Raw genomic sequence first — 22,271 nt, 5'->3', positions numbered from 1 at the left:
AACTCTTTTGGGTAGTTTGTTAAATTATGAATCTAGTCATAGTTGAAAGTCCTGCTAAAGCAAAAACCATTAACAAATATCTTGGTAATAATTATACTGTTTTAGCAAGTTATGGTCATATAAGAGATTTGCCTTCTAAAAATGGGTCCGTAGATCCTGATCAAAACTTTAAGATGGAGTGGGAAGTTGATAGTTTTTCAAAAAAATATTTAAAAGAGATCACTGATGCTGCAAAAGATTCTTCTAAAATTATTTTAGCAACAGACCCCGATCGTGAAGGTGAAGCTATTGCATGGCACGTAAAGGAATACTTGAATGAAAAAAAACTTTTAAAAGACAAAGAAGTTGAGCGAGTTGTGTTTAATGAAATTACAAAAAAAGCTGTTACATACGGAATCGAAAATCCAAGACAAATAGAACCATTGTTGGTAGATGCTTATATGGCAAGAAGAGCTCTGGATTATTTAGTTGGTTTTAATATTTCACCTATCTTATGGACAAAGTTACCAGGATCAAAATCAGCAGGTAGAGTTCAGTCTGTAGCTTTAAAACTTATTACAGAAAGAGAGCATGAAATTGAGTCTTTTAATCCAGAAGAATTTTGGACACTAACAGTAAATTTTCAAGACAATAAAAAAAATTCAATCAGTGCAAGCATATCTCAACTTGATGGAAATAAAGTTGAAAAATTTTCATTTAGAAACAAAGCTGAAATAGATAAAGCAATTGAGAATATCAAAGATAAAAAATTTGATATAACTGACATTACATCAAAAGTGGTTAACAGAAATCCCTCGGGCCCATTTACTACTTCTACATTGCAACAGGTAGCTTCAAGCAGACTAGGTTTTGGTGCATCAAGAACAATGCAAATTGCTCAAAGACTTTATCAAGGAATTGAAATTGATGGTGAAACAATAGGTTTAATTACATATATGAGAACAGATGGCACAAACTTATCAGCTGATACAATCACAGACTTTAGAGATTATATAAAAAATAAATATGGAAAAGAATACCTTCCAGATAGCTCTCTAAATTATTCCGGTAAAAAAGCTAAAAATGCTCAAGAAGCTCATGAAGCTATAAGACCTACAGATATTAGTAGATCACCAGAAACTATTAAGAAATATTTAAGTGTAGATCAACAAAAACTCTATAATTTAATATGGAGTAGAGCTCTATCATCACAAATGGAGACTGCGAAATTTGATAGAAGTACAATAACTATAACTTCAAAAGATGAGAGCACTATATGCAAAACAAGTGGTTCTGTTTTAAAATTTGATGGTTATTTAAAAGTATTTCCAAACCCGAGTAAAGATGATGTTGAAGCAATCTTGCCAGAAATGTCTAAAGGACCTATTAATATTGAAGCTCTAATTGACGAACAACATTTCACACAACCCTCTCCAAGATATTCTGAAGCGAGCCTTGTTAAAAAATTAGAAGAATTAGGAATAGGTAGGCCTTCAACATATGCTAGCATAATTTCAACTATTGCTAACCGTGGTTATGCAGAAATACTTAATAAGAGATTTTTTCCAACAGATAGAGGAAAATTAATTTCTGCTTTTTTAGAAAAATTATTTTCTAAATATGTAGATTATAATTTTACAGCAAACTTAGAAGAACAATTAGATGAAATAACAACTGGCAAGGAAAGCTGGGTAAAAGTTTTAGAAATGTTTTGGAAGGATTTTAATAATAATGTTTCTGAAGTTAAGGAAAAAAGAACTAGAGAAGTTTTAGATTTATTAAATGATAGTCTTGGTACGTTAATATTTGACAAAGATGCAAATGGAAAGGTTGTTAGAAAATGTCAGTTATGTGACTCAGGTTCTTTAAGTTTAAAAAATAGCTTTAGAGGTGGTGCTTTTATTGGCTGCTCAAATTACCCTGAATGTAAATTTACGAGACCTCTATCAAAAGCAAAAGCAGCAGCACAATCACAATTAGCTGAGCCAAAGTTTATTGGAAAACACGAGAACGGAAATGATATTTACTTAAAAAATGGAAGATTTGGCCCTTACTTACAATATGAAAAAAAACTAGAAGAAATTAAGGAAGATAAAGTTATAAAAAAAAAGAAAACAAAAAAGAAAAAAGCAGATGTTAATGAGCTTTTAAAAAATGTTTCCATACCTAAAGGTTTAGAGCTTCAAAGTATAGATTTAGAAAAAGCCCAATTTTTATGCTCATTACCAAAATCATTGGGTATCAATCCAGAAAACCAAAAAGATATAACCTTAAATACAGGTAGATTTGGGCCTTACCTAAAGTGTGAAAATAAATCTGCAAGAATAGAAAATATTGAGGAATTATTTTCTATAGGTTTAAATAGAGCTATTACATTAATAGCAGAAGCTAAACCTGGTAGAATGTCAGCATCTATCATCAAAGATTTGGGTGAACACCCAGAAGACAAAAAACCTGTTAGAGTAATGAAGGGCCAATATGGACCTTATATTAAGTATAAATCGCTAAATGCTACAATACCTGAAGAAAAAGACCCTACAGAATTAACTATGGAAGAGGCATTAATCCTTATTGAGAAAAGAAAAGAATACGATAAAAATAAAAAATCTAAAAAAAAGAAAAAAAAATGAAAAAAATATTTTTTATTATTACACTTATATTATTTTCATCAAACTTTGTTTATGCTGATGAAAAAAAATGTGATGGTTTAAAAAAACTTTCAAAAGAATTTTTGAAATGTAGCACAATAAATATTAAAAAAAATACAGTTAAAAAATTAGAAAACATTAAAAAAAGTACCACAAATAAAACTGAACGTTTAAAACTAGAAGCTAAAACAGTTGGTGATAAAATTAAAAAAAAACTTAAAAAGAAAGAATAATTTATGAGTTATAATGAAAGAATTAAAGAATTAAAAATTGAGCTTCCTGATGCAAAAGCTCCAGTAGGATCTTATGTTGCAACAAAAATATCTGGAAATTTACTTTATGTTTCAGGACAAATTTCAATAAATTCAAATGGGGACTTAATAAAAGGGAAAGTTGGTAAAGATTTGACTACAGAAGAAGCCTACAAAGCAGCTGAGAGATGTGGCCTAAGTATTGTTGCTCAGGTAAAAAAAGCGTGCAAAGGAGACCTCTCTAAAATTAAATCGTGTATTAAACTTACGGGATTTGTAAATTCAACAGAAGATTTTATAGAACAGCCAAAAGTAATTAATGGTGCTTCTGATTTAGTTGCCTTAATTTTTGGTGATGCGGGCATGCATACTAGAGCTGCTGTTAGCACAAATAGCTTACCCCTGGGTGTATCGGTTGAAGTTGATGCTATATTTGAATTAAAATAAGACTTTATCTACCGATTCCAAAATATTCAAACCCAAGAGACTTAATTTTATTTGGAGAGAATATATTTCTCATATCATAAATCTTAAATTGTTTAGAGGAAGAAAATTTTTTAAAATTAATAGACTTAAAATCATTCCATTCCGTATGCACAATTACTAAATCTGACCCTTTAACAGCATCATTGATTGAGTTTGAGCATAAGACATTTTTTAATTTATCAAATTCTTTTTTATAACCTGTTGGATCATAATATTTAATTTTGGCACCCTTTTTATCAAGATAAGGTATCATTTCCAAACTTGATGAGTCTCTCATATCATCAGTATTTGCTTTAAATGTTACTCCTAAAAAACAAATTTTTTTATTTTTAATTTTATTGTTTAATATGTGATTAACTCTATTTAGTAATAATTTTGATCTTTTGTTATTAGATTTAATAACACTTTGCACAACTGATAAGTCTATCTTAAATTTTTTAGCAGTTGAAACTATAGCTCTTGTATCTTTAGGAAAACACGAGCCACCATATGCGGGGCCAGCTCTTAAAAAACGACCTCCAATTCTTTTGTCTAAACCAATACCTATAGAAATATCTTCAATATCAATTCCAGTTTTTTCGCATAAATTTGCAATTTCGTTAATAAATGTGATTTTAGTAGCTAAAAAAGCATTAGATGCGTATTTGATTAATTCTGCCGCTCTACGATTTGTAGAAACATATTTTGCTCCTTTTGAGATTAATGGAGTATACAAATTTTTCAAAATCAAATTAGATTTTTTATCATTTGATCCAATCACAACTCTATCAGGATAAATAAAATCTCTAATTGCTTCACCTTCTCTTAAAAATTCAGGATTTGATACTACTGAGAATCTATTCTTTTTTACTTTTTTTGAGATAATTTTTTCAAGTTCATCACCCGTCATAACTGGAACTGTTGATTTTGTTATTATAATTTTAAATTTATTTATAGATTTTGATATTTCTTTGCCTACTGAATAGATTTGACTAAGGTCAGCACTATTAGCATTTTTTTTTGTGGGTGTCCCAACACATATAAAAATAATGTCTGATTTTTTTATAGAATTTTGCAAATCTGTTGAAAAATTTAATCTTTTATTTTTATAATTTTTTAAAACTAATTCTTCTAATCCTGGCTCATAAATTGGTAAAATTCCTTTTTTAAGTTTTTTTATTTTTTCTTCGTCTTTATCTACACAAATTACATCGTTGCCAAGATCAGAAAAGCAAACACCACTAACTAAACCAACATAGCCAGTTCCTATCATGCATAATTTCATAATTTTGAAATCTCCTTAGATGAGTTAATATAACCACTCATAGTTCCACAGTCTAAATATTTACCTAAAAAATTATGAGCTACAAATTTTTCGTTATCATTAATTAACGATTGTATAGCATCAGTTATATGGATTTCACCACCTTTACTAGGCATAGTTTTTTCAAGTTTTTTAAAAATTGATTTAGGCAAAATGTATCTTCCTATAACAGCTTTATTTGAAGGTGCTTCTTTTGATGAGGGTTTTTCAACAACACCTTTTATCAAGAAATCGGTTTTGTTTAATTTCTTATTTAATTTATAAATTCCCCATCTAGATGTTGTTTTTTTACTTACAGTCATACTGGCCATAACCGAAGCTTTATATTTATTGTGTGCAACAATCATAGATTTAGAACAGTTTTTTTTTACAATTAAATCATCTGGAAGAAGCATTAAAAAATATTTATCTTTTATTAATTTCTTAGTTTTTAAAACTGCATCACCTGTACCTTTTGGATCGTTTTGATAAACAAATTTTATCATTTTCTTATATTTGAGAATTTTATTATATTCAGTAATAATTCTTGAGTCATTTTTTTTCTTAATTAAATTTTTATAAAATTTATCATTATAAAAATAATTTTTGATCATCATCTTTTTTTTAGAAATTATAAAGATTATTTCCGTAATGCCAGCTTCGATACATTCTTCGATTATATATTCAAGACCTGGCTTACCGTTAATGGGTAAAAGTTCTTTGGCAAATACACTAGTTAAGGGCAACAATCTAGTACCAAGACCAGCTAAAGGAATAATTGCTTGTTTAATCATTTAAATGTTTTACTTATTAATTATTTTAATACAAATGAAAATTTTATTAAACAATAACACTCTGATAAGAAAAATAAGGCCGTTTAATGATATTGGCTTTGTTCCTACTATGGGTGGAATTCACGAAGGACATATTTCTTTAATCAAAAAATCTCAAAAAATCTGTAAAAAAACAATCGTTAGTATTTTTGTTAATCCTAAACAATTTAACAATAAAAAAGATCTTAAAACTTATCCTACAAATATTAAAAAAGACTTGTCTGTCTTAAAAAGAGTTAAAAAAATTGACTTTGTCTATTTACCTAAATTTAAAGATATTTATAACAACAAAGCAAAATCTAATATTAAGATTGCAGCAAAAGATAAAGTTTTATGTGCCAAATATAGAAAAAGCCATTTTGAAGGTGTTTTAGATGTAATGGATAAATTAACAAATTTAATTAAACCTAAAAAAATTTTTATGGGTAAGAAAGATTTTCAACAATTATTTTTAGTCAAAAATTTTATTGAAAAAAAATTCAAAACAAAAATTATTGGATGCAAAACTATTAGAGATAAAAAAAAACTTGCTTTATCATCTAGAAATTACTTATTTAACAAAGATGATTTAGAGGTTGCCAGGAATATATCTAAAAATTTCTTTTTAATAAAAAAAAAAATTAAAAAACATAAAAATATAAAAAAATTCTTGTTAGAAACAAAGAATAATATGCAAAAAAAATTTAAAGTTAAGATTGAATATTTAGAATTAAGAAATGAAAAAACTCTTAATGTTACAAAAAAATATAGGGGATCAAAGCTATTCGTGGCTTATTACTTAAAAAATATACGATTAATTGATAATATTTAATTTTATAAAAAATAAGCTCCTACGCCTAAAAAAGAAACAAATCCAATTACATCAGTAATTGTTGTTACAAATACACTAGAAGCAATGGCTGGATCAATATTCATTTTTTTTAATGTTACTGGAACTAAAATTCCAAATAATCCTGCTATTATCATTGTTAAAACCATTGATATTGAAATTATAATTGAAAGAGTATTGTCTTGAAACCAAATTTGCACAACAAGAGCACTTATAGCTGCAAATATAATTCCATTTAAAACACCAATTGAAAATTCTTTTATCACATTTGATGAAAAATTATTTTCTGTTAAATCGTTAGTTGCAATTGTTCTAACAGTGACTGCTAACGTTTGCATTCCAGCATTGCCACCCATAGATGCAACAATTGGCATCAAAAATGCCAATACAACCATTTGTTCAATCGTTGCTCCGAACAAACTAATGAACCAAGTAGCTAGAAAAGCTGTAAATAGATTTAACAGAAGCCAATTAAATCTTCTTTTTGTTTTTGTAATTACTCCATCTGTAATTTCTTCATCTCCTACCCCAGCTAATCTTAAAACATCTTCCTCTGCCTCTTCTTTTAGTACTGTTAAAATATCATCACTCATAATCATTCCAACGAGTTTATTATTTTTATCAACAACAGCAGCTGAATTTAAATTGTAATTTTCAAATAAGTTACCGACTTCTTCTTTATCCATATCGACAGGTATTAAAAGTTGTGACTCTGACATAATGGAAAGCATCTTAGTATCTCTTGCGGTTGTTAATACTCTTGATGAAGGAACAGTTCCAATAGGTTTAAATTCCTCGTTAATAATAAATATTTCTAAAAATTCTTCTGGAAGGTCTTTATTTTCTCTCAAATAATCAATTGTTTGACCAACTGACCAATTACTAGGAATGGCAGTGAATTCACGTTGCATAAGTCGAGCAGCAGTATCTTCTGGGTAACTTAAGCTTTCTAATAAAGCGAAGCGATCCTTTGGAGGTAATGAGCTTAATATGTTATTTTTATCTTCTTCGGGTACATTTTCTAAAATTGAGATTGCATCATCAGATTCCAAATTAGTTAAAATTGATACTATTGAGTCTGATGAAAGATATGTAATAATCTCTGTTTGAATAGATTCATTAAGTTCAACAAAAACCTCCGGGTCAATTTTAAAATTATTTAATTTAATTAAACTTTCTCTGTCCGTCTGATTTAAATGCTCAATAATATCAGCTGCATCTGCTGGGTGCATTTCCTTAAAAGAATTAGTTATGAATTGAGCATCATTGTCAGCAATTTTTGAATTAACAACCTTTATGTATTCTTTATTGAACTCAAAATTTACTTTTTTATCTTTTATTTTTTTTATTAAAGACATAAATCTACCTATAATTTAGATTTGCACTATTAATAGATAATTAAGATAATACAATTTATAAATGAATATAGAGATCAAAAAGTCAATAAAACCAGTAAATTATTTTGAAGCTATAAATTTTCTGGAGACAAGATTGCATCAAATACATACATATAATGAAAAAGAATTAATATGGACATTAGAACATGACGAAATTTTTACCGCTGGAACTAGTTATAATGAAAAAGAAATTTTAGATAAATCAATAAAAATTATAAACACAAATCGTGGAGGAAAAATAACCTATCATGGTCCAGGTCAATTAATCTGTTATTTTGTAGTAGATTTAAGAAATAAAAAAGATGTAAGAAAATTTATAACTTCTATAGAAAAAACAATAATTCAAACATTAAGATATTTTAAAATAGAAACTTTTTCAGACAAAGATAATATTGGAATTTGGCACAAAGAGAATAATGAATTTAATAAAGTAGCTGCTATAGGTGTCAGAGTAAGAAAATGGATTGCCTATCATGGATTTGCTATAAATATTAATAACAACTTAGAGCAATATAAAAAAATAATTCCATGTGGAATATCAGATAAAGGAATAACAAATTTGGTAAAAATTAATAATCAAGATTACTCTAACTTAGAAAATATATTAATTGAAAAATTTATTTTAAATCTAAAAAACTAAGTCTTTTTGTTTTTAATAATTTTCTAAAATAATCTGGCAATAAAGCAGTGTAAGTATGCTTAATATCATTGACTATAAATCTTATTTGATATGAATGAAGCATTAAATTTTTGTTAATACCCTTATATGAATTAGATAATTTATACTTAACATCACCAAAAATTGGTTGTCCCAAAGCATATAATTGTTTTCTAAGCTGATGTTTTCGTCCTGTTATAGGTTTTAGTTCAACTAAACTTGCTTCAGAATTTTTATCAAGTACTTTGTATAAAGTTTTTGCTTTTTCGACAATTTTTTTTTCTCCATCATAACGAATAAGATCATCGTTCCATTCACCAGAATCTTTGTCAAGTTCACCATGGCAAATAGCTAGGTAAGTTTTGTGTACTTTGCGCAACCTAAATAGAGATGTTAATAATTGAGCCGATTGTCTAGTCTTAGCCATAATAAAAACTCCAGAAGTATCCTTATCTAGTCTATGAACTGAATATGGTTTTGTTCCTTGAAAAATTTCACTTTTAGCAAAAATATCTACAAGATTTTTTTTTGATTTAGTTCCACCTTGAACTGAAATTCCTGAGCTCTTATTAAGAACTATAAAATTTTCATTGTTATCAATAATTTGGTCTTCATTTGATTTAATTACTTCTCTTGATGGTTCAAATTTAATTTTTTTTTGAATTATTACTTCTTTGAAATCTATATTAAATATATTGATCTCATCATTTGTTTTTATTTTCTTTGAACTTTTTATTTTTTTTTTGTTTAACTTAACTTTACCTGATCTTAGGTATTTTTCTATCAAGCCTTGAGGAATTTTTCCTAAGGTTAATCTTATCCATCTATCTATACGCATATCATTACACGTTGTATCAACGATGTAAGACTTTTTCATGATTTAAGATTTATGCTGTAGCTTGTTTCGTTTCTTCAGCTTTAGGTGTTTCTTTAGTTGTGTCTTTTTTCTTTTTATCAACTCTTCTTGCATCAATATCTCTATCAACAAATTCAATTATAGCCATTGGCGCATTATCACCATATCTAAATCCAGCTTTAATAATTCTAGTATAACCACCGTTTCTTTTTTCATATCTTTTTGACAGAGTTTTTTTTACTTTATTTGCTGATTTGATATCTTGTAACTGAGACACTAACATTTTTGTTGTTTGTAAAGTTTCTTTTTTACCAAGTGTAATAATTTTGTCAGCCTGAGGTTTAAGAAATTTAGCTTTTGGCAAAGTAGTTTTGATTTGCTCATATTTAATTAAAGAATTTAACATATTCTTCAATAGAGCTTTTCTATGTTCGGAAGTTCTATTTAGCTTCTTATTTGCCATTCCGTGTCTCATTAGATGGCTTCCTCTAATTTTTTAGACATTTCAGCAATGTTATCTGGTGGCCAGTTAGGTATTTCCATGCCTAAGTATAGTGACATTCCAGTTAAAACTTCTTTTATTTCATTTAAAGATTTTCTTCCAAAATTTGGTGTTCTGAGCATTTCACCTTCTGATTTTTGGACTAAATCACCAATATAAATGATATTATCATTTTTTAGACAGTTCATGGATCTTACTGAAAGCTCAAGTTCATCAACTTTTCTTAAAAGATTTTTATTAAATTCAGGTTCGGTTGATACTTCTTTAACTGGAGCTTCCACTGGTTCATCAAAATTAACAAACATCTTTAATTGATCTTGAAATATTCTTGCTGAATATGCTACGGCATCCTCAGCAGAAATTGATCCATTAGTTTCAACATCCATTATTAACTTATCATAATCCAACGCCTTACCTTCTCTAGCTGTACTTATTGAATAAGAAACTTTTTTTACCGGGCTATACAGCGAGTCAATAGCTATAAGACCCAAAGGTGGCTCTTCTGGTTTATTTAAATCTGCAGGAACATATCCTTTTCCAGTGTTCACATTCATTTCCATATGAAAATTTGTATTTTCATCAAGATTACAGATAACTAAATCAGGATTTAAAATTTCAACATCTGCAATTTGTGTTATATCTGATGCTTTTATTTCACCTGGTCCTTTAGCATCTAAAATAAGTTTTTTTGTACCTTCAGAATTAGATTTTAAAGCTAAAGATTTTACATTTAAAACTATATCAGTTACATCTTCTCTAACACCTTTAATGGATGTAAATTCATGTAATACTCCATCAATTTGGATAGAAGTAACTGCTGCGCCTCTTATAGAAGATAATAAAATTCTTCTTAAAGAATTTCCCAAAGTTAATCCATAACCTTTTTCAAGAGGTTCTGCTATTATCTTAGCTTGTGTTAAGTCATCACTAATTTTAACATCTAGCTTAGATGGTTTAATTAATGATTTCCAATTTTTTACATTAACATTTTCGACTTCCATTAAACTCTCCTTTTTTTTGGTGGTCTAGTTCCATTATGAGGCATGGGTGTAGTATCTTTGATTGATAAAATTTTAAAACCTCTAGCTTGTAGAGCTCTTAAGGCTGTTTCACGTCCTGAACCAGGACCTTTAACTTCAACAGATAAAGTTTTCATTCCATATTCTAGTGCCTTAGAAGCAGCAGCATCTGCAGCAACTTGGGCAGCATATGGAGTAGATTTTCTAGAACCTTTAAATCCTTTTTGACCAGCAGACGCCCAAGAAACTACATTTCCATTAGTGTCTGCAATAGAGATAATTGTATTATTAAATGTAGATTGAACGTAAGCAATACCATTCAGTATATTTTTTTTTATTTTTTTCTTTTTAGAGTAAGAACTTTTGTTTATCTTCTTAGAAGATTTTTCAACTTTTTGTTCTTTATTTTCAACTTTATCAGCTTTAGCCATAATTATTTTTTAGTTGGTGTTAATTTTTTTCCAGCAATAGCTATAGCCTTACCTTTTCTAGTTCTGGCGTTGCATCTTGTTCTTTGTCCTCTTACTGGTAATTTTTTTCTATGCCTTGTTCCTCTATAACAAGCAAGGTCAATTAATCTTTTAATAGTAAGCGAGTAGTCTCTTCTTAAATCACCCTCTACTTTAAAGTTAGCATCTATATATTCTCTAATTTTTAAAATTTCATCATCTGTAAGCTCATTTATTCTTTTAGCCTTTGGAATTTCCAAAGAAGAACAAATTTGATTTGAGAATTTGTCGCCAATTCCATAGATATAAGTTAAGCCTATGTGGACAAGTTTATTTTGTGGAATGTTGATACCTGCGATACGAGCCATAGTTTTTGTGATAAAATTGAGCCTTTTATATAATAAGATTATGTAAAGTCAACGCCTTAAACATTGATAAAAGTGTCTATTTTCCTTGTAATTTCGTCAATTTCTAGAGTTCCATCTATCTGCTGAAAATTTGGATTTTTTGATAGATAATTAAGGACGGGTTCTGTTGTTTTTGTATAAATGTCATACCTAGACATAATTGTTTCAAGATTATCGTCCTTTCTTTTAACAAAAAATTCTTTACCACATGGATGTAAATCAATTTCCTCTTTGTTAAAAAACTCATTCAATGTTAAATTACATTTATCACAAGTTAATCTACCGATAATTCTTTTTTCTATAATTTTACGTGGCACAACAAGCGATATAATTAAATCAATTTTTTGATTAAATTTTTTTAAAATTAACTCTAAATTATTTGCTTGATCGATACTTCTAGGATATCCATCAAAAATAATTCTATCTCTGAATTTTAAGTTTAAAATAGTTTGTTCAAGAAGTTTGTTTACAATTTCATCAGAAACAAAATTACCTTTGGAAATGATACTTTCTATTTCTTTACCAAGATTGGTATTATTTTTTGATTCATTTCTTAATAAATCACCAGTTGATAATTGAAAATAGTTATGTTTTTTTACGATAAGTTGTGACTGGGTCCCTTTACCTGCGCCAGGAGGCCCAAATAAAATAATATTCACTTATTTACCAAATTTTGTTTTTTTGATTAGTTGCTCATATTGTGAGCTCATTAATCTTGTTTGAATTTGAGTCACGGTATCTATTGCAACTACAACAACAATCAAAATTGAAGTACCACCCAAGTAAAAAGGAATTGGATAATTTGCAATTAAAAATTCTGGCATTAAACAAACTAATGTTAAGTATAATGCTCCTATTGTTGTTAATTTTGTTAAAATGTTTTCTATATACAAAGCAGTACTTTCACCTGGTCTAATTCCTGGTACAAAACCACCATATTTTCTCAAGTTATCAGCAGTTTCAGTAGGGTTAAAAGTTATAGATGTATAAAAAAATGTAAAAAATATTATTCCTGATGCATATAACATCATATAAAGAGGTTGTCCTTGGGTGAAGTATGAACTGAAATTTAAAAATGTTTCATTATTTGAAAACGAAAAATTTGAGAAAGTAACAGGTAGTAATAATAAAGCAGAGGCAAATATTGCAGGAATCACACCTGCTTGGTTTATTTTTAATGGTAAATGTGAAGACTCTCCACCATACATTTTGTTGCCCATTTGTCTTTTAGGGTAATTAATCAATATTTTTCTTAACGCTCTTTCCATAAAAACAATAAACAGAATTGTGATAATCAATAAGACAAATATACCCAAAATCATAAAAGTTGATACAGCACCTGTTCTACCTAATTCAAAAGTTGTTACTAATGCTCTTGGGATCTCTGCAACTATACCAGCAAAAATAATTAAAGAGATACCATTACCAATACCTCTTTGGGTTATTTGCTCACCTAACCACATTAAAAACATTGTTCCAGCAACAATCGTTGTCACAGTAGTTATTTTAAAAAAAGTACCTGGATTAATAACCAAATCTGCAGAAGATTCTAAGCCCACTGATAAACCGTAGCCTTGAACTGTAGCTAATAAAACTGTTCCATATCTAGTAATTTGTGTAATTTTAGCTCTACCAATTTCTCCCTGTGCTTTTAAATTTTTAAAATAATCAGAAACACCTGTTAAAAGCTGAATTATGATAGATGAAGAGATGTAGGGCATGATTCCAAGTGCAAATATAGCCATTCTGCTGATTGCTCCCCCAGCAAAAACATTAAACATTCCAAGCAAACCTTTTTGGTTACCATCCATCATAATTTTAAGTTGTTCAGGGTCAATTCCTGGCAAAGGAACAAAAGTACCAAATCTATATACTGCAAGGATTAATATAGTAAAAAGTATTCTATTTCTTAAGTCGTTTGTTGATGACGATGCGCTCATTGAAATATATTATTTTTTCAATTGAATAGATCCACTAATTTTTTCTAGTTTTTCTATTGCTGATTTGGATGCTAAATCTGCTTCTATATTAACTTTATCTTTAATCTCTCCAGTACCAAGTATTTTTAACTTTTGAGAATTTTTATTAATTAATTTCAATTTTTTAAGTAATTCCATGTTTATAGTGTCACTAGGATTAATGGTTTTTTCATTAATAAATGACTGAATTTTTTCAAGATTCATAATTGCTATATTTGTTCTTGAAATTGGATTAAAACCTCTTTTTGGTAACCTTCGATATAACGGCATTTGACCACCTTCAAAAGCTTTGATAGCAACACCAGATCTAGATTTTTGACCCTTAACACCTCTTCCAGAAGTTTTACCTTTACCTGAGCCAATACCTCTACCAACTCTCATTTTAGATTTATTAATCTTATCCTTAGTATTTAAAGTTATCATTATCCTCTTTTCTCAACTATTTCTGAAATTTTTTTATTTCTAATAGCCGAAATTTGTTTCGGCGAATTTTGTTTTAGTAATGCTTTCATGGTAGCTCTGATAACATTATGTGCATTTGAAGTACCCATAGATTTTGCAACAATATCCTTAACACCTAATACCTCACAAACTGCTCTTACTGGGCCTCCAGCAATAATTCCAGTTCCTTTAGATGCCGCTCTAAGAATTATTCTACCTGAACCATCCTTAGCTTTAACATCATGGTGAATTGTTCTGCCTTCTCTTAATGGAATATGAGTGAGTTTTCTTCTTGCCATTTCATTAGCTTTTTTAATTGCATCAGGAACTTGTTTTGCTTTAGCATGTGCAATACCTATTTTACCCGCTTGATTTCCAACAACTACTAGTGCTGAAAACCCAAATCTTCTTCCACCTTTAACAACCTTCGTAATACGATTTATATGAACTAATTTTTCTAATATATCGTCAGATTTTTTATCTTTAAAATTTTCCATAATTAAAATTCCATTCCTTTTTCACGTAAAGTTTCGGCAAATATTTTTACTCTGCCATGATATCTGTATACACCTCTATCAAAGTATACTTTGGTAATTTTTTTTTCTTGAGCTTTTTTAGCAAGGTTTGTGGCAACTATTTTTGATAATTCAGTTTTATTTACTTTTTCTCCTGAACGAACATTTTTTTCAACAGAGGAAGCTGATATTAATGTTATATTTTTTATATCATCTATTATTTGCGCTGAAATATTTTTAGAGGATCTAGAAATACTTAGCCTAAATCTATCTTTAGATGCAACTTTCTTGACTTTATTGCTCACCCTAAATCTTTTTCTAATACTAGTATTTAATTTCATTATTTTTTCTTTCCTTCTTTTTTAAGAACATACTGTCCTTTTTCACGTATACCCTTACCTTTATAAGGTTCAATTTTTCTATAAGTTTTAATTTTTGATGCAACTGATCCTACTTGCTGTTTATCAGATCCAGATATTTTTAATGTTGTTTGTTTTTCTACTTCAATTTTAATTCCATCTGGAATATCATAATTAATATCATGACTATATCCAAGCTGTAGATTAAGCTGCTTACCTTTTAAAGCTGCTCTATAACCAACACCAACAAGCTCTAAAGTTTTTTCATAACCAGTACTAGAACCTATAACAGCGTTGTTAATTAAACTTCTATTCATTCCCCAAAGTCTTTTTGAATTTTGATCAATTTTTTTTGGTTTAATTGAAATTTCCTTACCATCTTTAATGTCAAGGTTAAACATTTCTAAATCAATACCGATAGATTTTTTGCCCAGAGGTCCTTCGATATTTATGATGTTATCAGCTAAAACAACTTTAACTTTTTCTGGAATTGAGATGCTTATTTTACCAATTTTTGACATTAAAATACCTTACAAATTATTTCACCACCAACACGTTGCTTTCTCGCATCAATGTCTGTCATAACACCTTTTGGTGTAGAAACTATAGCAATACCTAAACCGTTATTTATCTTTGGTAAACCTTCGGCACTAGAAAAAATTCTTCTGCCTGGTTTTGAAACTCTCTCAAAAGCACTAATCACTGGGTTACCAGAATGATATTTAAGCTCTAAAGATAAAATTGGTTTTTTTTCTTCCTCATTAATTTTAAAATCTTTTATAAAGCCCTCATTCTTAAGAATGTCGGCAATTTTTGTTTTAAAATTTGAAGATGGTAAAACTACTTTCTTATGATTTCTTGCCTGAGCATTTTTAACTCTTGCTATCATATCTCCTATTGGATCACTTAAACTCATAATTTCCTTTCTACCAGCTTGACTTAGTCATTCCTGGAATTAATCCAGCTAAACCTAAGTCCCTTAAAGCTATTCTTGATATTTTTAATTTTCTATATACCCCATGAGGTCTTCCTGTAATTTTGCATCTATTCATAACTCTTGTTTTCGCTGAGTTTCTAGGCATTTGCGAAAGTTTTTGTTGAGCTTTAAATCTTTCTTCTAAGGGTAATTTTTTATCCATAATAATTTTTTTAAGACTATGTCTTTTTTTATAAAGTCTATCTGAAAGTTTTATTCTTTTATCGTTTTTATTTACAGCACTTACTTTAGCCATGTTTAATTGTCTCCTTTTTTAATAAATGGAAAATTCATTTTTTCCAATAATGCAAAAGCATGCTCTTTATTTAATGCTTTAATTACAACAACAATATCTAAACCTCTTACTTTGTCAGCTCTATCAAAACTAACCTCAGGAAAAATAATATGTTCTTTTACACCAAAAGTGTAATTACCAAATTTATCAAAGCCTTTTGGAGAAAGACCTCTAAAATCTTTAATTCTTGGTAGAGCAATATTAACAAGTCTATCAATAAATTCATACATTTTATTCTTTCGCAACGTAACCTTCAACCCTGCATTTGATCCTTTTCTAGTTTTGAAATTTGCAACTGACTTTTTAAATTTAGTGATAACAGGTTTTTGACCAGTAATTTTTCCCATATCTTCTTCTGCAGCTTTTAAAATTTTAGCATCAGCACCATCTAAACCGAGCCCCATATTCAAAACAACTTTTTCAATTTTAGGTACCATAAAAATATTTTTAAGAGCTAAACTGTCTTTTAAAGCTGGCTGAATTTCTTTACTGTAAATTTCTTTTAATCTTGGTGTCATTATTTTTTAGCCTCTGCTTTTTTTGTAACTTTTTCATCAATTAGTTTAAGGTTTGATAAATGTATAAAGCTTTCTTTAGATACAATTCCACCTTTTTTCTCTTTAGTTGTTTTTATGTGTTTTTTAACCATATTAATTTCTTTAACTTTAGCTCTATTATTGGGTCTATCAATTTCAATAACTTCACCTTCTTTTTTCTTATCTTTTCCTGTTAAAACTCTTACTTTTAATCCTTTTTTGATCATCTTTATAAAACCTCCGGTGCTAGTGAAATTATTTTCATCTGCCCTCTGCTTCTTAGTTCTCTTGTTACAGGACCAAAAATTCTTGTTCCCACCGGTTCACCTTTGTCATCAACCAAAACTGCTGCATTGTTATCAAACTTAACTTTTGAACCATCGTTTCTATGAATTCCTTTTTTAACTCTTACAACAACAGCTTTATGAACAGTACCTTTTTTAACTTTACCTTTTGGAATTGCTTCTTTTACAGCAATCACAATAGTATCACCAATACTAGCATATCTTCTCTTTGAGCCACCAAGAACCTTTATACATTCGATTCTTTTTGCTCCGGTATTGTCAGCAACTTGCAGCTCTGTTTGTACACCAATCATTATTTTGTATTCTCCATTACTTGAAATTTTTTATTTTTTGAAAATGGTTTACTTTCGATTATTGAAACTTTATCACCAGTTTTAAATTTGTTATTTTCATCATGGGCATTATAATTTTTTCTTACTTTTATTACTTTTTTTAGAACAGGGTGTGAATATTTTCTCTCAACCATTACAGTTATAGTTTTGTTTGGTTTGTCACTAATTACTACACCAGTTAATATTTTTTTAGGCATTAATTTTTCCTTTTAATATAGTTTTTAATCTTGCAATTGTTTTTCTTGTCTCACTAATTTTTGCTGGGTTTGTTACTTGTGAATTAATCTTTTGAAATCTAAAATTAAAAAGATCTTTTTTTAATTTATCTATATTTTTTATCATTTCATCTTTTGATAATTTTTTAATTTCTTGTTTTTTCATATTAAGCAAACCTCTTAATAGTTTTAGTTTTTATTGGCAGTTTGGCTGATGCTTTATAAAGGGCTTCTTTAGCTATCTGCTCAGAAACACCATCAACTTCAAACAAAATTCTTCCAGGTTTAACTCTACAAGCAAAAAATTCTGGATTCCCTTTACCTTTACCCATTCTTACTTCAATCGGTTTTTTTGATACTGGGATATTTGGAAACACTCTAGTCCAAACTCTTCCTTGTCTTTTCATATGTCTAGTAAGAGCTACTCTGGCAGCTTCAATTTGTTTCCCTGTAATTCTTTCTGGCTGTAAAGCTTTCAGAGCAAACGCTCCATAGTTGATAGAGCTTGCTCTAGTCGCTGTTCCATGGATTCTTCCCTTATGAGCTTTTCTCCATCTAGTTCTAACCGGTTGAAGCATTATTCTTTACCCTCTTTTGGTGCTGCTTTATTAGTTTCCTGACTAAACTCTCTTGCAAAAACTTCACCTTTATAAATCCAAACCTTAATTCCTATAATACCATATGTTGTTAAAGCTTCTGCTTCAGCGTAATCTATGTCAGCTCTTAATGTGTGTGATGGTATACTGCCTTCTCTTAACCACTCAGTTCTAGCTATTTCGTTTCCACCAAGTCTTCCACTTATAGAAACTTTAATCCCTCTTGCTCCTAATCTAATACATGATTGCATAGATCTCTTCATAGCTCTCCTGTATGAAATTCTTTTTACTAATTGTTGAGCTATGTTCTCAGCAACTAAATATGCATTAGTTTCAGGTTTTTTTACTTCTTTAATGTTAAGTGCAACTTCATTAGTTGTAAATTTTGATAAATTATTCTTAATTTTATCAATATCACTACCTTTTTTTCCTATAACAAACCCAGGTCTTGAGGTGTAGATAGTAACATAACATTTATTAGATGTTCTCTCTATCATCACTTTTGATACACCAGAATTAACTACATTTTTTTTTATATAATCTCTAATTTTAAAATCTTCTATTAAATAATTTCCAAAATCTTTCTTTTTAGCATACCAAACAGAATCCCAACCTCTATTGATACCTAATCTAAAACCTACAGGATTAACTTTTTGTCCCATGACTCTCCATTTGTTTAACTTCTGATAAAATTATAGTTACTGTTGACCAAGGTTTTAAAATTGGTGCAGCTCTACCTTTTGCTCTTGGTCTAAATCTTTTCATAACAATTTTTTTTCCACAATAAGCTTCTTTAACAACTAAGTTATCAATATCATACTGAAAGTTGTTTTCGGCATTAGCCACTGCAGAATTTATTGTTTTTCTAATATCTTTGCTAATCCTTTTAGCAGAGAATTGTAAATCTCGAATAGCTACATCAACTTTTTTTCCGACAATACTTTTCAAAATAGGATTAAGTTTTCTAACACTAGTTCTAATACTATTGTTTACAGATTTAACTGTGTCTACTTTTTTTCTATTTTTTTTCTTTGTCTTATTCATATTTATTTTTTAGCCGCTGTTGCGGGTTTAGCTTTTTTATCTGCTGGTGTGTGCCCATAAAAAGTTCTTGTAGGTGAAAATTCACCTAATTTATGTCCAACCATATCCTCTGAAATTGTGATTGGTATAAATTTTTTACCATTATAAATTTGAAAACTTACACCTACAAAATCAGGTAATATTGTTGATTTTCTTGACCATGTTTTAATTGGAATTTTCTTAGGATCATCTTTGTATTTATCAACTTTTTTCATTAAGCTTTCTTCAACAAAAGGGCCTTTCCACACTGATCTAGCCATTACTTAGTATCCTTCCTTTTATTTCTTCTCTTAACAATAAATTTATCTGTTCTCTTATTATCTCTTGTTTTTAATCCTTTAGCAGATTGTCCTGTTGGTGAAACTGGATGTCTACCACCAGCTGATTTACCTTCTCCACCACCATGAGGGTGATCTACCGGGTTTTTCACTACACCTCTTGTATGTGGTTTTCTTCCAAGCCACCTTGATCTTCCTGCTTTACCAATTTTAATATTTTTTTGATCTGGATTAGTTAAAATTCCTATTGTAGCCAAAGATCTAGAGTCTATTTTTCTAACTTCGCCTGAAGCTAATTTAATTAAACTATAATTTCCATCTAAGCCACTTATTGTTACTGACGAACCAGCAGATCTAGCAATTTTACCACCAGCACCAGGCTGAATTTCAACGTTATGTATATTTATGCCAACTGGAATATCTTGGAGTGGCATACAATTGCCAACTTTAATTTCTTTTTTAGAACCATTTTCAATTTTATCACCAGCCTTGATTTTTTGTGGTGCTAAATAGTAAGCATGAGAACCGTCTTCAAATTTTACTAACATAATGTAACACGATCTATTTGGATCATATTCAATTCTTTCAACAGTAGCTTCCATATCAAATTTTTTACGGTAAAAATCTACATGTCTATACATTTTTTTATGGCCACCAGATCTATTAATATTGGTTATGTGTCCGTTATTGTTTCTGCCTTTCATTGCGTTTTTTGGAGATACAAGTGATTTGAAAGGTTTACCTTTCCACAGACCAGTTCTGTCAACCAGAATAGTTCCTCTGGTAGATTTTGTGTAAGGTTTAAAAGTTTTTAATGCCATTTATTAAATCCCTGTAGTTAGGTCAATGCTTTGACCTTTTTTAAGTGTTATTATTGCTTTTTTAAAACCAGAAACTCTTACTTTTTTTCCTCTGGTTATTTTAACTCTATTCTGTTTGTTGATTATATTAATCTTAGTCACGTTTACTTTAAAAATTTTTTCAATATTTTTTTTTAAGTTTGTTTTGTTTGCACCAGCGGGAACTTTAAAAACAATTTTATTTTGTTCTGACAAATTTGTTGATTTCTCTGTAACCATTGGAGAGACAATTTTATCGTATAAATGTATTTTATCCATTTTAAGAATATCTCTTTTCCAGTTCTTTTACTGAGCTTTCAGTAAAAACAACTTTTTTAAATTTTATAATATCGTATGAGCTGAAATGGTTTACATCAGTTACTTTAACATTTGGAATGTTTCTGGCTGATTTTTCAATTTTCTCTTTAGAGGCTTTATCTAGAATAATTAGAGAATTTGATATCTCTAATTTTTGAATAATTGCATTCATTTCTTTGGTTTTTTTAATTTCAGCAGAAAAATCACTTAAAATTAATAAATTTTTATCTTTATTTTTTTCAGTAATTAAAGATGCTACACTTAGCTTCTTCTCATTTTTATTTAATTTTCTTTTTTTGTAGGCAAGTTCACCCTTAGGACCATGTGCTATACCACCACCAACAAATATTGGTGCTTTTCTACTTGCATGTCTTGCTCCACCAGTTCCTTTTTGGGCATAAATTTTTGATGTAGGTCCACTTACTTCATTTTGCTGTTTCGTTTTAGCGTGTCTACCTTTGTAATTAGCGTTAGTTTTATATAAAACACTACTTACCAACTTACTATTAATTTTTGCAGAAAATATTTTATCTAATACTTCAATAGTATCTTTTTTTCCATCAATGCTTATTTTTTCTATTTTCATTATTTTTTCTTTTTGTCAGGTGTTTTTTTAGCTTCTTCTGCTGCTGCAATTTTTTCTGAAATCGTCATTTTATTTATATTTTTAACTGATTTTCTTACCACTACTTCTGTATTTTTTGAGCCTGGAATTGAACCCTTTAAATACAAAAGTTCATTTTCTAGGTCTGTTTTGATAATTTCAATATTAAGCATTGTTCTAAGTCTGTCACCCATGTGACCAGCCATTTTTTTTCCCTTAAATACTTTTCCTGGATCTTGACTGTGTCCTGTTGATCCATGAGCTCTATGTGAAACTGACACACCGTGACTGGCTCTTAAGCCTCCAAAGTTCCATCTTTTCATCGCCCCAGCAAATCCTTTACCTATAGTTTTTGATCTTGTATCAACAAATTTTGTATCCTTAAATATTTCAAGGCCAAATTCATTACCTTCTTTATATGTCTCTGTATCTTTTACTCTAAATTCTTTTAGTTTCTTTTTTGCTTCAGTATTTTTTTTAGCATAAAAGCCTTTCATAGCTTTTGTAAGTTTGGAATTTTTGATTTTTCCATAACCAAGTTGTACTGCCTTGTAGCCTCTTTTTTCTTCATCAATAACTTGAATAACTCTAGCTTTTTCAACCTTAAGTACAGTCACAGGAACAAGTTGACCAGTTTTATAAAACTCTCTAGTCATTCCTATTTTTTTTCCAATTAAAGCAATCTCGGTCATAACTAAATTTTAATCTCCACATCTACACCTGAAGCCAGATCAAGTTTCATTAAAGCTTCTACTGTTTGTGGTGTTGGCTCTATAATATCTATTAAACGTTTATGAGTTCTTGACTCAAATTGTTCTCTACTTTTTTTATCAATATGTGGGCCTTTTAAGACCGTATATCTCTCAATTCTTGTTGGTAATGGAATAGGACCTTTAATAGTAGCACCTGTTCTTTTTACTGTATTTACAATTTCTTCTGTAGATGCATCTAAAATCTTGTTGTCGTATGCTCTAAGTTTAATTCTAATATTTTGTTTTTCCATA

At 29.1% G+C, this 22,271-nt stretch carries 35 protein-coding genes; 5 read left to right on the top strand and 30 right to left on the bottom strand.

Features of this window, described 5'->3' with window-relative positions; genetic code table 11:
- Positions 1–26 precede the first annotated feature (26 nt).
- Genes topA through ACIJYE_RS02975 form a run of 3 tightly spaced genes read left to right on the top strand, consistent with a single transcriptional unit; the run spans position 27 to position 3,325 of the window.
- Entirely contained in the window at positions 27–2,609 is a 2,583-nt protein-coding gene (gene topA / locus ACIJYE_RS02985) for a type I DNA topoisomerase (protein WP_435091089.1), read from the top strand.
- Positions 2,606–2,860 carry a hypothetical protein gene (locus ACIJYE_RS02980; protein WP_435091088.1) on the top strand — a complete coding sequence of 85 codons (255 nt, stop codon included), beginning with the start codon at positions 2,606–2,608 and terminating at the stop codon, positions 2,858–2,860. The genes topA and ACIJYE_RS02980 overlap by 4 nt, the downstream gene beginning before the upstream one ends.
- Positions 2,861–2,863: 3 nt before the next feature.
- Positions 2,864–3,325: a RidA family protein gene (locus tag ACIJYE_RS02975; RefSeq protein ID WP_435091086.1), complete on the top strand. Its 462-nt coding sequence runs from the start codon at positions 2,864–2,866 to the stop codon at positions 3,323–3,325.
- A gap of 4 nt (positions 3,326–3,329) precedes the next feature.
- On the opposite strand, the gene ACIJYE_RS02970 is transcribed toward ACIJYE_RS02975, so the two are convergent.
- On the bottom strand, positions 3,330–4,628 hold the full coding sequence (locus tag ACIJYE_RS02970) for a UDP-glucose dehydrogenase family protein (RefSeq protein ID WP_435091085.1): 1,299 nt from the start codon (positions 4,626–4,628) through the stop codon (positions 3,330–3,332).
- Positions 4,625–5,440, bottom strand: coding sequence for a sugar phosphate nucleotidyltransferase (locus ACIJYE_RS02965; RefSeq protein ID WP_435091084.1), 816 nt, complete (start codon positions 5,438–5,440; stop codon positions 4,625–4,627). Before ACIJYE_RS02965 ends, ACIJYE_RS02970 begins: the two co-directional genes overlap by 4 nt.
- A 4-nt stretch (positions 5,441–5,444) precedes the next feature.
- On the opposite strand from ACIJYE_RS02965, the gene ACIJYE_RS02960 reads away from it, so the two are divergent.
- Complete coding sequence (locus ACIJYE_RS02960) at positions 5,445–6,290, top strand: pantoate--beta-alanine ligase (RefSeq protein WP_435091083.1); 846 nt, start codon at positions 5,445–5,447, stop codon at positions 6,288–6,290.
- A gap of 2 nt (positions 6,291–6,292) precedes the next feature.
- Here the strand turns inward: ACIJYE_RS02960 and mgtE are convergent, their stop codons facing one another.
- Positions 6,293–7,666 carry a magnesium transporter gene (mgtE, locus tag ACIJYE_RS02955; protein WP_435091082.1) on the bottom strand — a complete coding sequence of 458 codons (1,374 nt, stop codon included), beginning with the start codon at positions 7,664–7,666 and terminating at the stop codon, positions 6,293–6,295.
- Positions 7,667–7,727: 61 nt separating this feature from the next.
- Here mgtE and lipB point away from each other — a divergent pair, with 61 nt between their 5' ends.
- On the top strand, positions 7,728–8,345 hold the full coding sequence (gene lipB / locus ACIJYE_RS02950; RefSeq protein ID WP_435091080.1) for a lipoyl(octanoyl) transferase LipB: 618 nt from the start codon (positions 7,728–7,730) through the stop codon (positions 8,343–8,345).
- On the opposite strand, the gene ACIJYE_RS02945 is transcribed toward lipB, so the two are convergent.
- Genes ACIJYE_RS02945 through rpsJ form a run of 27 tightly spaced genes read right to left on the bottom strand, consistent with a single transcriptional unit; the run spans position 8,323 to position 22,270 of the window.
- Complete coding sequence (locus ACIJYE_RS02945; RefSeq protein ID WP_435091079.1) at positions 8,323–9,240, bottom strand: RluA family pseudouridine synthase; 918 nt, start codon at positions 9,238–9,240, stop codon at positions 8,323–8,325. The two genes, lipB and ACIJYE_RS02945, sit on opposite strands and share 23 nt — an antisense overlap.
- A gap of 10 nt (positions 9,241–9,250) precedes the next feature.
- Complete coding sequence (gene rplQ, locus ACIJYE_RS02940) at positions 9,251–9,694, bottom strand: 50S ribosomal protein L17 (protein WP_435091077.1); 444 nt, start codon at positions 9,692–9,694, stop codon at positions 9,251–9,253.
- Positions 9,694–10,722: a DNA-directed RNA polymerase subunit alpha gene (locus tag ACIJYE_RS02935; RefSeq protein ID WP_435091076.1), complete on the bottom strand. Its 1,029-nt coding sequence runs from the start codon at positions 10,720–10,722 to the stop codon at positions 9,694–9,696. The genes rplQ and ACIJYE_RS02935 overlap by 1 nt, the downstream gene beginning before the upstream one ends.
- Positions 10,722–11,171 (bottom strand): 30S ribosomal protein S11, encoded by a 450-nt coding sequence (gene rpsK, locus ACIJYE_RS02930; protein WP_435091075.1) that lies wholly within the window; start codon positions 11,169–11,171, stop codon positions 10,722–10,724. Before rpsK ends, ACIJYE_RS02935 begins: the two co-directional genes overlap by 1 nt.
- A 2-nt stretch (positions 11,172–11,173) precedes the next feature.
- A complete protein-coding gene (rpsM, locus tag ACIJYE_RS02925; protein ID WP_435091074.1) occupies positions 11,174–11,557 on the bottom strand; it encodes a 30S ribosomal protein S13 in 384 nt (127 codons plus the stop codon).
- A 56-nt stretch (positions 11,558–11,613) separates the two neighbouring features.
- On the bottom strand, positions 11,614–12,255 hold the full coding sequence (locus ACIJYE_RS02920) for an adenylate kinase (RefSeq protein ID WP_435091072.1): 642 nt from the start codon (positions 12,253–12,255) through the stop codon (positions 11,614–11,616).
- Positions 12,256–13,536, bottom strand: a complete 1,281-nt coding sequence (gene secY / locus ACIJYE_RS02915; RefSeq protein WP_435091071.1) for a preprotein translocase subunit SecY — start codon at positions 13,534–13,536, stop codon at positions 12,256–12,258. It lies immediately after the preceding gene.
- Positions 13,537–13,545: 9 nt separating this feature from the next.
- Positions 13,546–13,998 carry a 50S ribosomal protein L15 gene (gene rplO, locus ACIJYE_RS02910; protein ID WP_028036903.1) on the bottom strand — a complete coding sequence of 151 codons (453 nt, stop codon included), beginning with the start codon at positions 13,996–13,998 and terminating at the stop codon, positions 13,546–13,548.
- Positions 13,998–14,513, bottom strand: a complete 516-nt coding sequence (gene rpsE, locus ACIJYE_RS02905) for a 30S ribosomal protein S5 (protein WP_435091068.1) — start codon at positions 14,511–14,513, stop codon at positions 13,998–14,000. The genes rplO and rpsE overlap by 1 nt, the downstream gene beginning before the upstream one ends.
- A 2-nt stretch (positions 14,514–14,515) precedes the next feature.
- A complete protein-coding gene (gene rplR, locus ACIJYE_RS02900; protein WP_435091066.1) occupies positions 14,516–14,872 on the bottom strand; it encodes a 50S ribosomal protein L18 in 357 nt (118 codons plus the stop codon).
- Positions 14,872–15,411, bottom strand: a complete 540-nt coding sequence (gene rplF / locus ACIJYE_RS02895) for a 50S ribosomal protein L6 (RefSeq protein ID WP_435091065.1) — start codon at positions 15,409–15,411, stop codon at positions 14,872–14,874. Before rplF ends, rplR begins: the two co-directional genes overlap by 1 nt.
- Positions 15,411–15,806 (bottom strand): 30S ribosomal protein S8, encoded by a 396-nt coding sequence (gene rpsH, locus ACIJYE_RS02890; protein WP_435091063.1) that lies wholly within the window; start codon positions 15,804–15,806, stop codon positions 15,411–15,413. The genes rplF and rpsH overlap by 1 nt, the downstream gene beginning before the upstream one ends.
- Before the next feature lie 10 nt (positions 15,807–15,816).
- Entirely contained in the window at positions 15,817–16,122 is a 306-nt protein-coding gene (gene rpsN, locus ACIJYE_RS02885; protein WP_435091061.1) for a 30S ribosomal protein S14, read from the bottom strand.
- A gap of 2 nt (positions 16,123–16,124) precedes the next feature.
- Positions 16,125–16,679, bottom strand: a complete 555-nt coding sequence (gene rplE, locus ACIJYE_RS02880; RefSeq protein ID WP_435091060.1) for a 50S ribosomal protein L5 — start codon at positions 16,677–16,679, stop codon at positions 16,125–16,127.
- Positions 16,679–16,924 carry a 50S ribosomal protein L24 gene (rplX, locus tag ACIJYE_RS02875; RefSeq protein WP_435086906.1) on the bottom strand — a complete coding sequence of 82 codons (246 nt, stop codon included), beginning with the start codon at positions 16,922–16,924 and terminating at the stop codon, positions 16,679–16,681. Before rplX ends, rplE begins: the two co-directional genes overlap by 1 nt.
- 2 nt (positions 16,925–16,926) lie before the next feature.
- The gene (rplN, locus tag ACIJYE_RS02870) at positions 16,927–17,295 is read right to left on the bottom strand and encodes a 50S ribosomal protein L14 (RefSeq protein WP_008544079.1); all 369 of its coding nucleotides are present in this window, start codon (positions 17,293–17,295) and stop codon (positions 16,927–16,929) included.
- Positions 17,295–17,531 carry a 30S ribosomal protein S17 gene (gene rpsQ, locus ACIJYE_RS02865; protein WP_435091059.1) on the bottom strand — a complete coding sequence of 79 codons (237 nt, stop codon included), beginning with the start codon at positions 17,529–17,531 and terminating at the stop codon, positions 17,295–17,297. Before rpsQ ends, rplN begins: the two co-directional genes overlap by 1 nt.
- Complete coding sequence (gene rpmC / locus ACIJYE_RS02860) at positions 17,524–17,715, bottom strand: 50S ribosomal protein L29 (RefSeq protein ID WP_435091058.1); 192 nt, start codon at positions 17,713–17,715, stop codon at positions 17,524–17,526. The genes rpsQ and rpmC overlap by 8 nt, the downstream gene beginning before the upstream one ends.
- A 1-nt stretch (position 17,716) precedes the next feature.
- Positions 17,717–18,127 (bottom strand): 50S ribosomal protein L16, encoded by a 411-nt coding sequence (gene rplP, locus ACIJYE_RS02855; RefSeq protein WP_023648433.1) that lies wholly within the window; start codon positions 18,125–18,127, stop codon positions 17,717–17,719.
- The gene (gene rpsC, locus ACIJYE_RS02850; RefSeq protein WP_435086902.1) at positions 18,127–18,807 is read right to left on the bottom strand and encodes a 30S ribosomal protein S3; all 681 of its coding nucleotides are present in this window, start codon (positions 18,805–18,807) and stop codon (positions 18,127–18,129) included. Before rpsC ends, rplP begins: the two co-directional genes overlap by 1 nt.
- Positions 18,791–19,189 carry a 50S ribosomal protein L22 gene (gene rplV, locus ACIJYE_RS02845; RefSeq protein WP_435091057.1) on the bottom strand — a complete coding sequence of 133 codons (399 nt, stop codon included), beginning with the start codon at positions 19,187–19,189 and terminating at the stop codon, positions 18,791–18,793. The genes rpsC and rplV overlap by 17 nt, the downstream gene beginning before the upstream one ends.
- Positions 19,190–19,191: 2 nt before the next feature.
- Positions 19,192–19,488 carry a 30S ribosomal protein S19 gene (gene rpsS, locus ACIJYE_RS02840; protein WP_297681959.1) on the bottom strand — a complete coding sequence of 99 codons (297 nt, stop codon included), beginning with the start codon at positions 19,486–19,488 and terminating at the stop codon, positions 19,192–19,194.
- Positions 19,488–20,327: a 50S ribosomal protein L2 gene (gene rplB / locus ACIJYE_RS02835; protein WP_435091056.1), complete on the bottom strand. Its 840-nt coding sequence runs from the start codon at positions 20,325–20,327 to the stop codon at positions 19,488–19,490. The genes rpsS and rplB overlap by 1 nt, the downstream gene beginning before the upstream one ends.
- Before the next feature lie 3 nt (positions 20,328–20,330).
- A complete protein-coding gene (gene rplW / locus ACIJYE_RS02830; RefSeq protein ID WP_435086898.1) occupies positions 20,331–20,624 on the bottom strand; it encodes a 50S ribosomal protein L23 in 294 nt (97 codons plus the stop codon).
- Between the two features lies 1 nt (position 20,625).
- On the bottom strand, positions 20,626–21,249 hold the full coding sequence (rplD, locus tag ACIJYE_RS02825) for a 50S ribosomal protein L4 (protein ID WP_435086896.1): 624 nt from the start codon (positions 21,247–21,249) through the stop codon (positions 20,626–20,628).
- Positions 21,249–21,959: a 50S ribosomal protein L3 gene (gene rplC, locus ACIJYE_RS02820; RefSeq protein ID WP_435091055.1), complete on the bottom strand. Its 711-nt coding sequence runs from the start codon at positions 21,957–21,959 to the stop codon at positions 21,249–21,251. Before rplC ends, rplD begins: the two co-directional genes overlap by 1 nt.
- Positions 21,960–21,961: 2 nt before the next feature.
- Positions 21,962–22,270: a 30S ribosomal protein S10 gene (gene rpsJ, locus ACIJYE_RS02815; protein ID WP_023648425.1), complete on the bottom strand. Its 309-nt coding sequence runs from the start codon at positions 22,268–22,270 to the stop codon at positions 21,962–21,964.
- Position 22,271 lies beyond the last annotated feature (1 nt).

The sequence above is a fragment of the Candidatus Pelagibacter bacterium nBUS_30 genome (assembly GCF_051201245.1).
Lineage (GTDB): Bacteria > Pseudomonadota > Alphaproteobacteria > Pelagibacterales > Pelagibacteraceae > Pelagibacter.
Note: the sequence above shows the minus strand (reverse complement) of the source record. Positions and strands in the feature narration are given on the sequence as shown.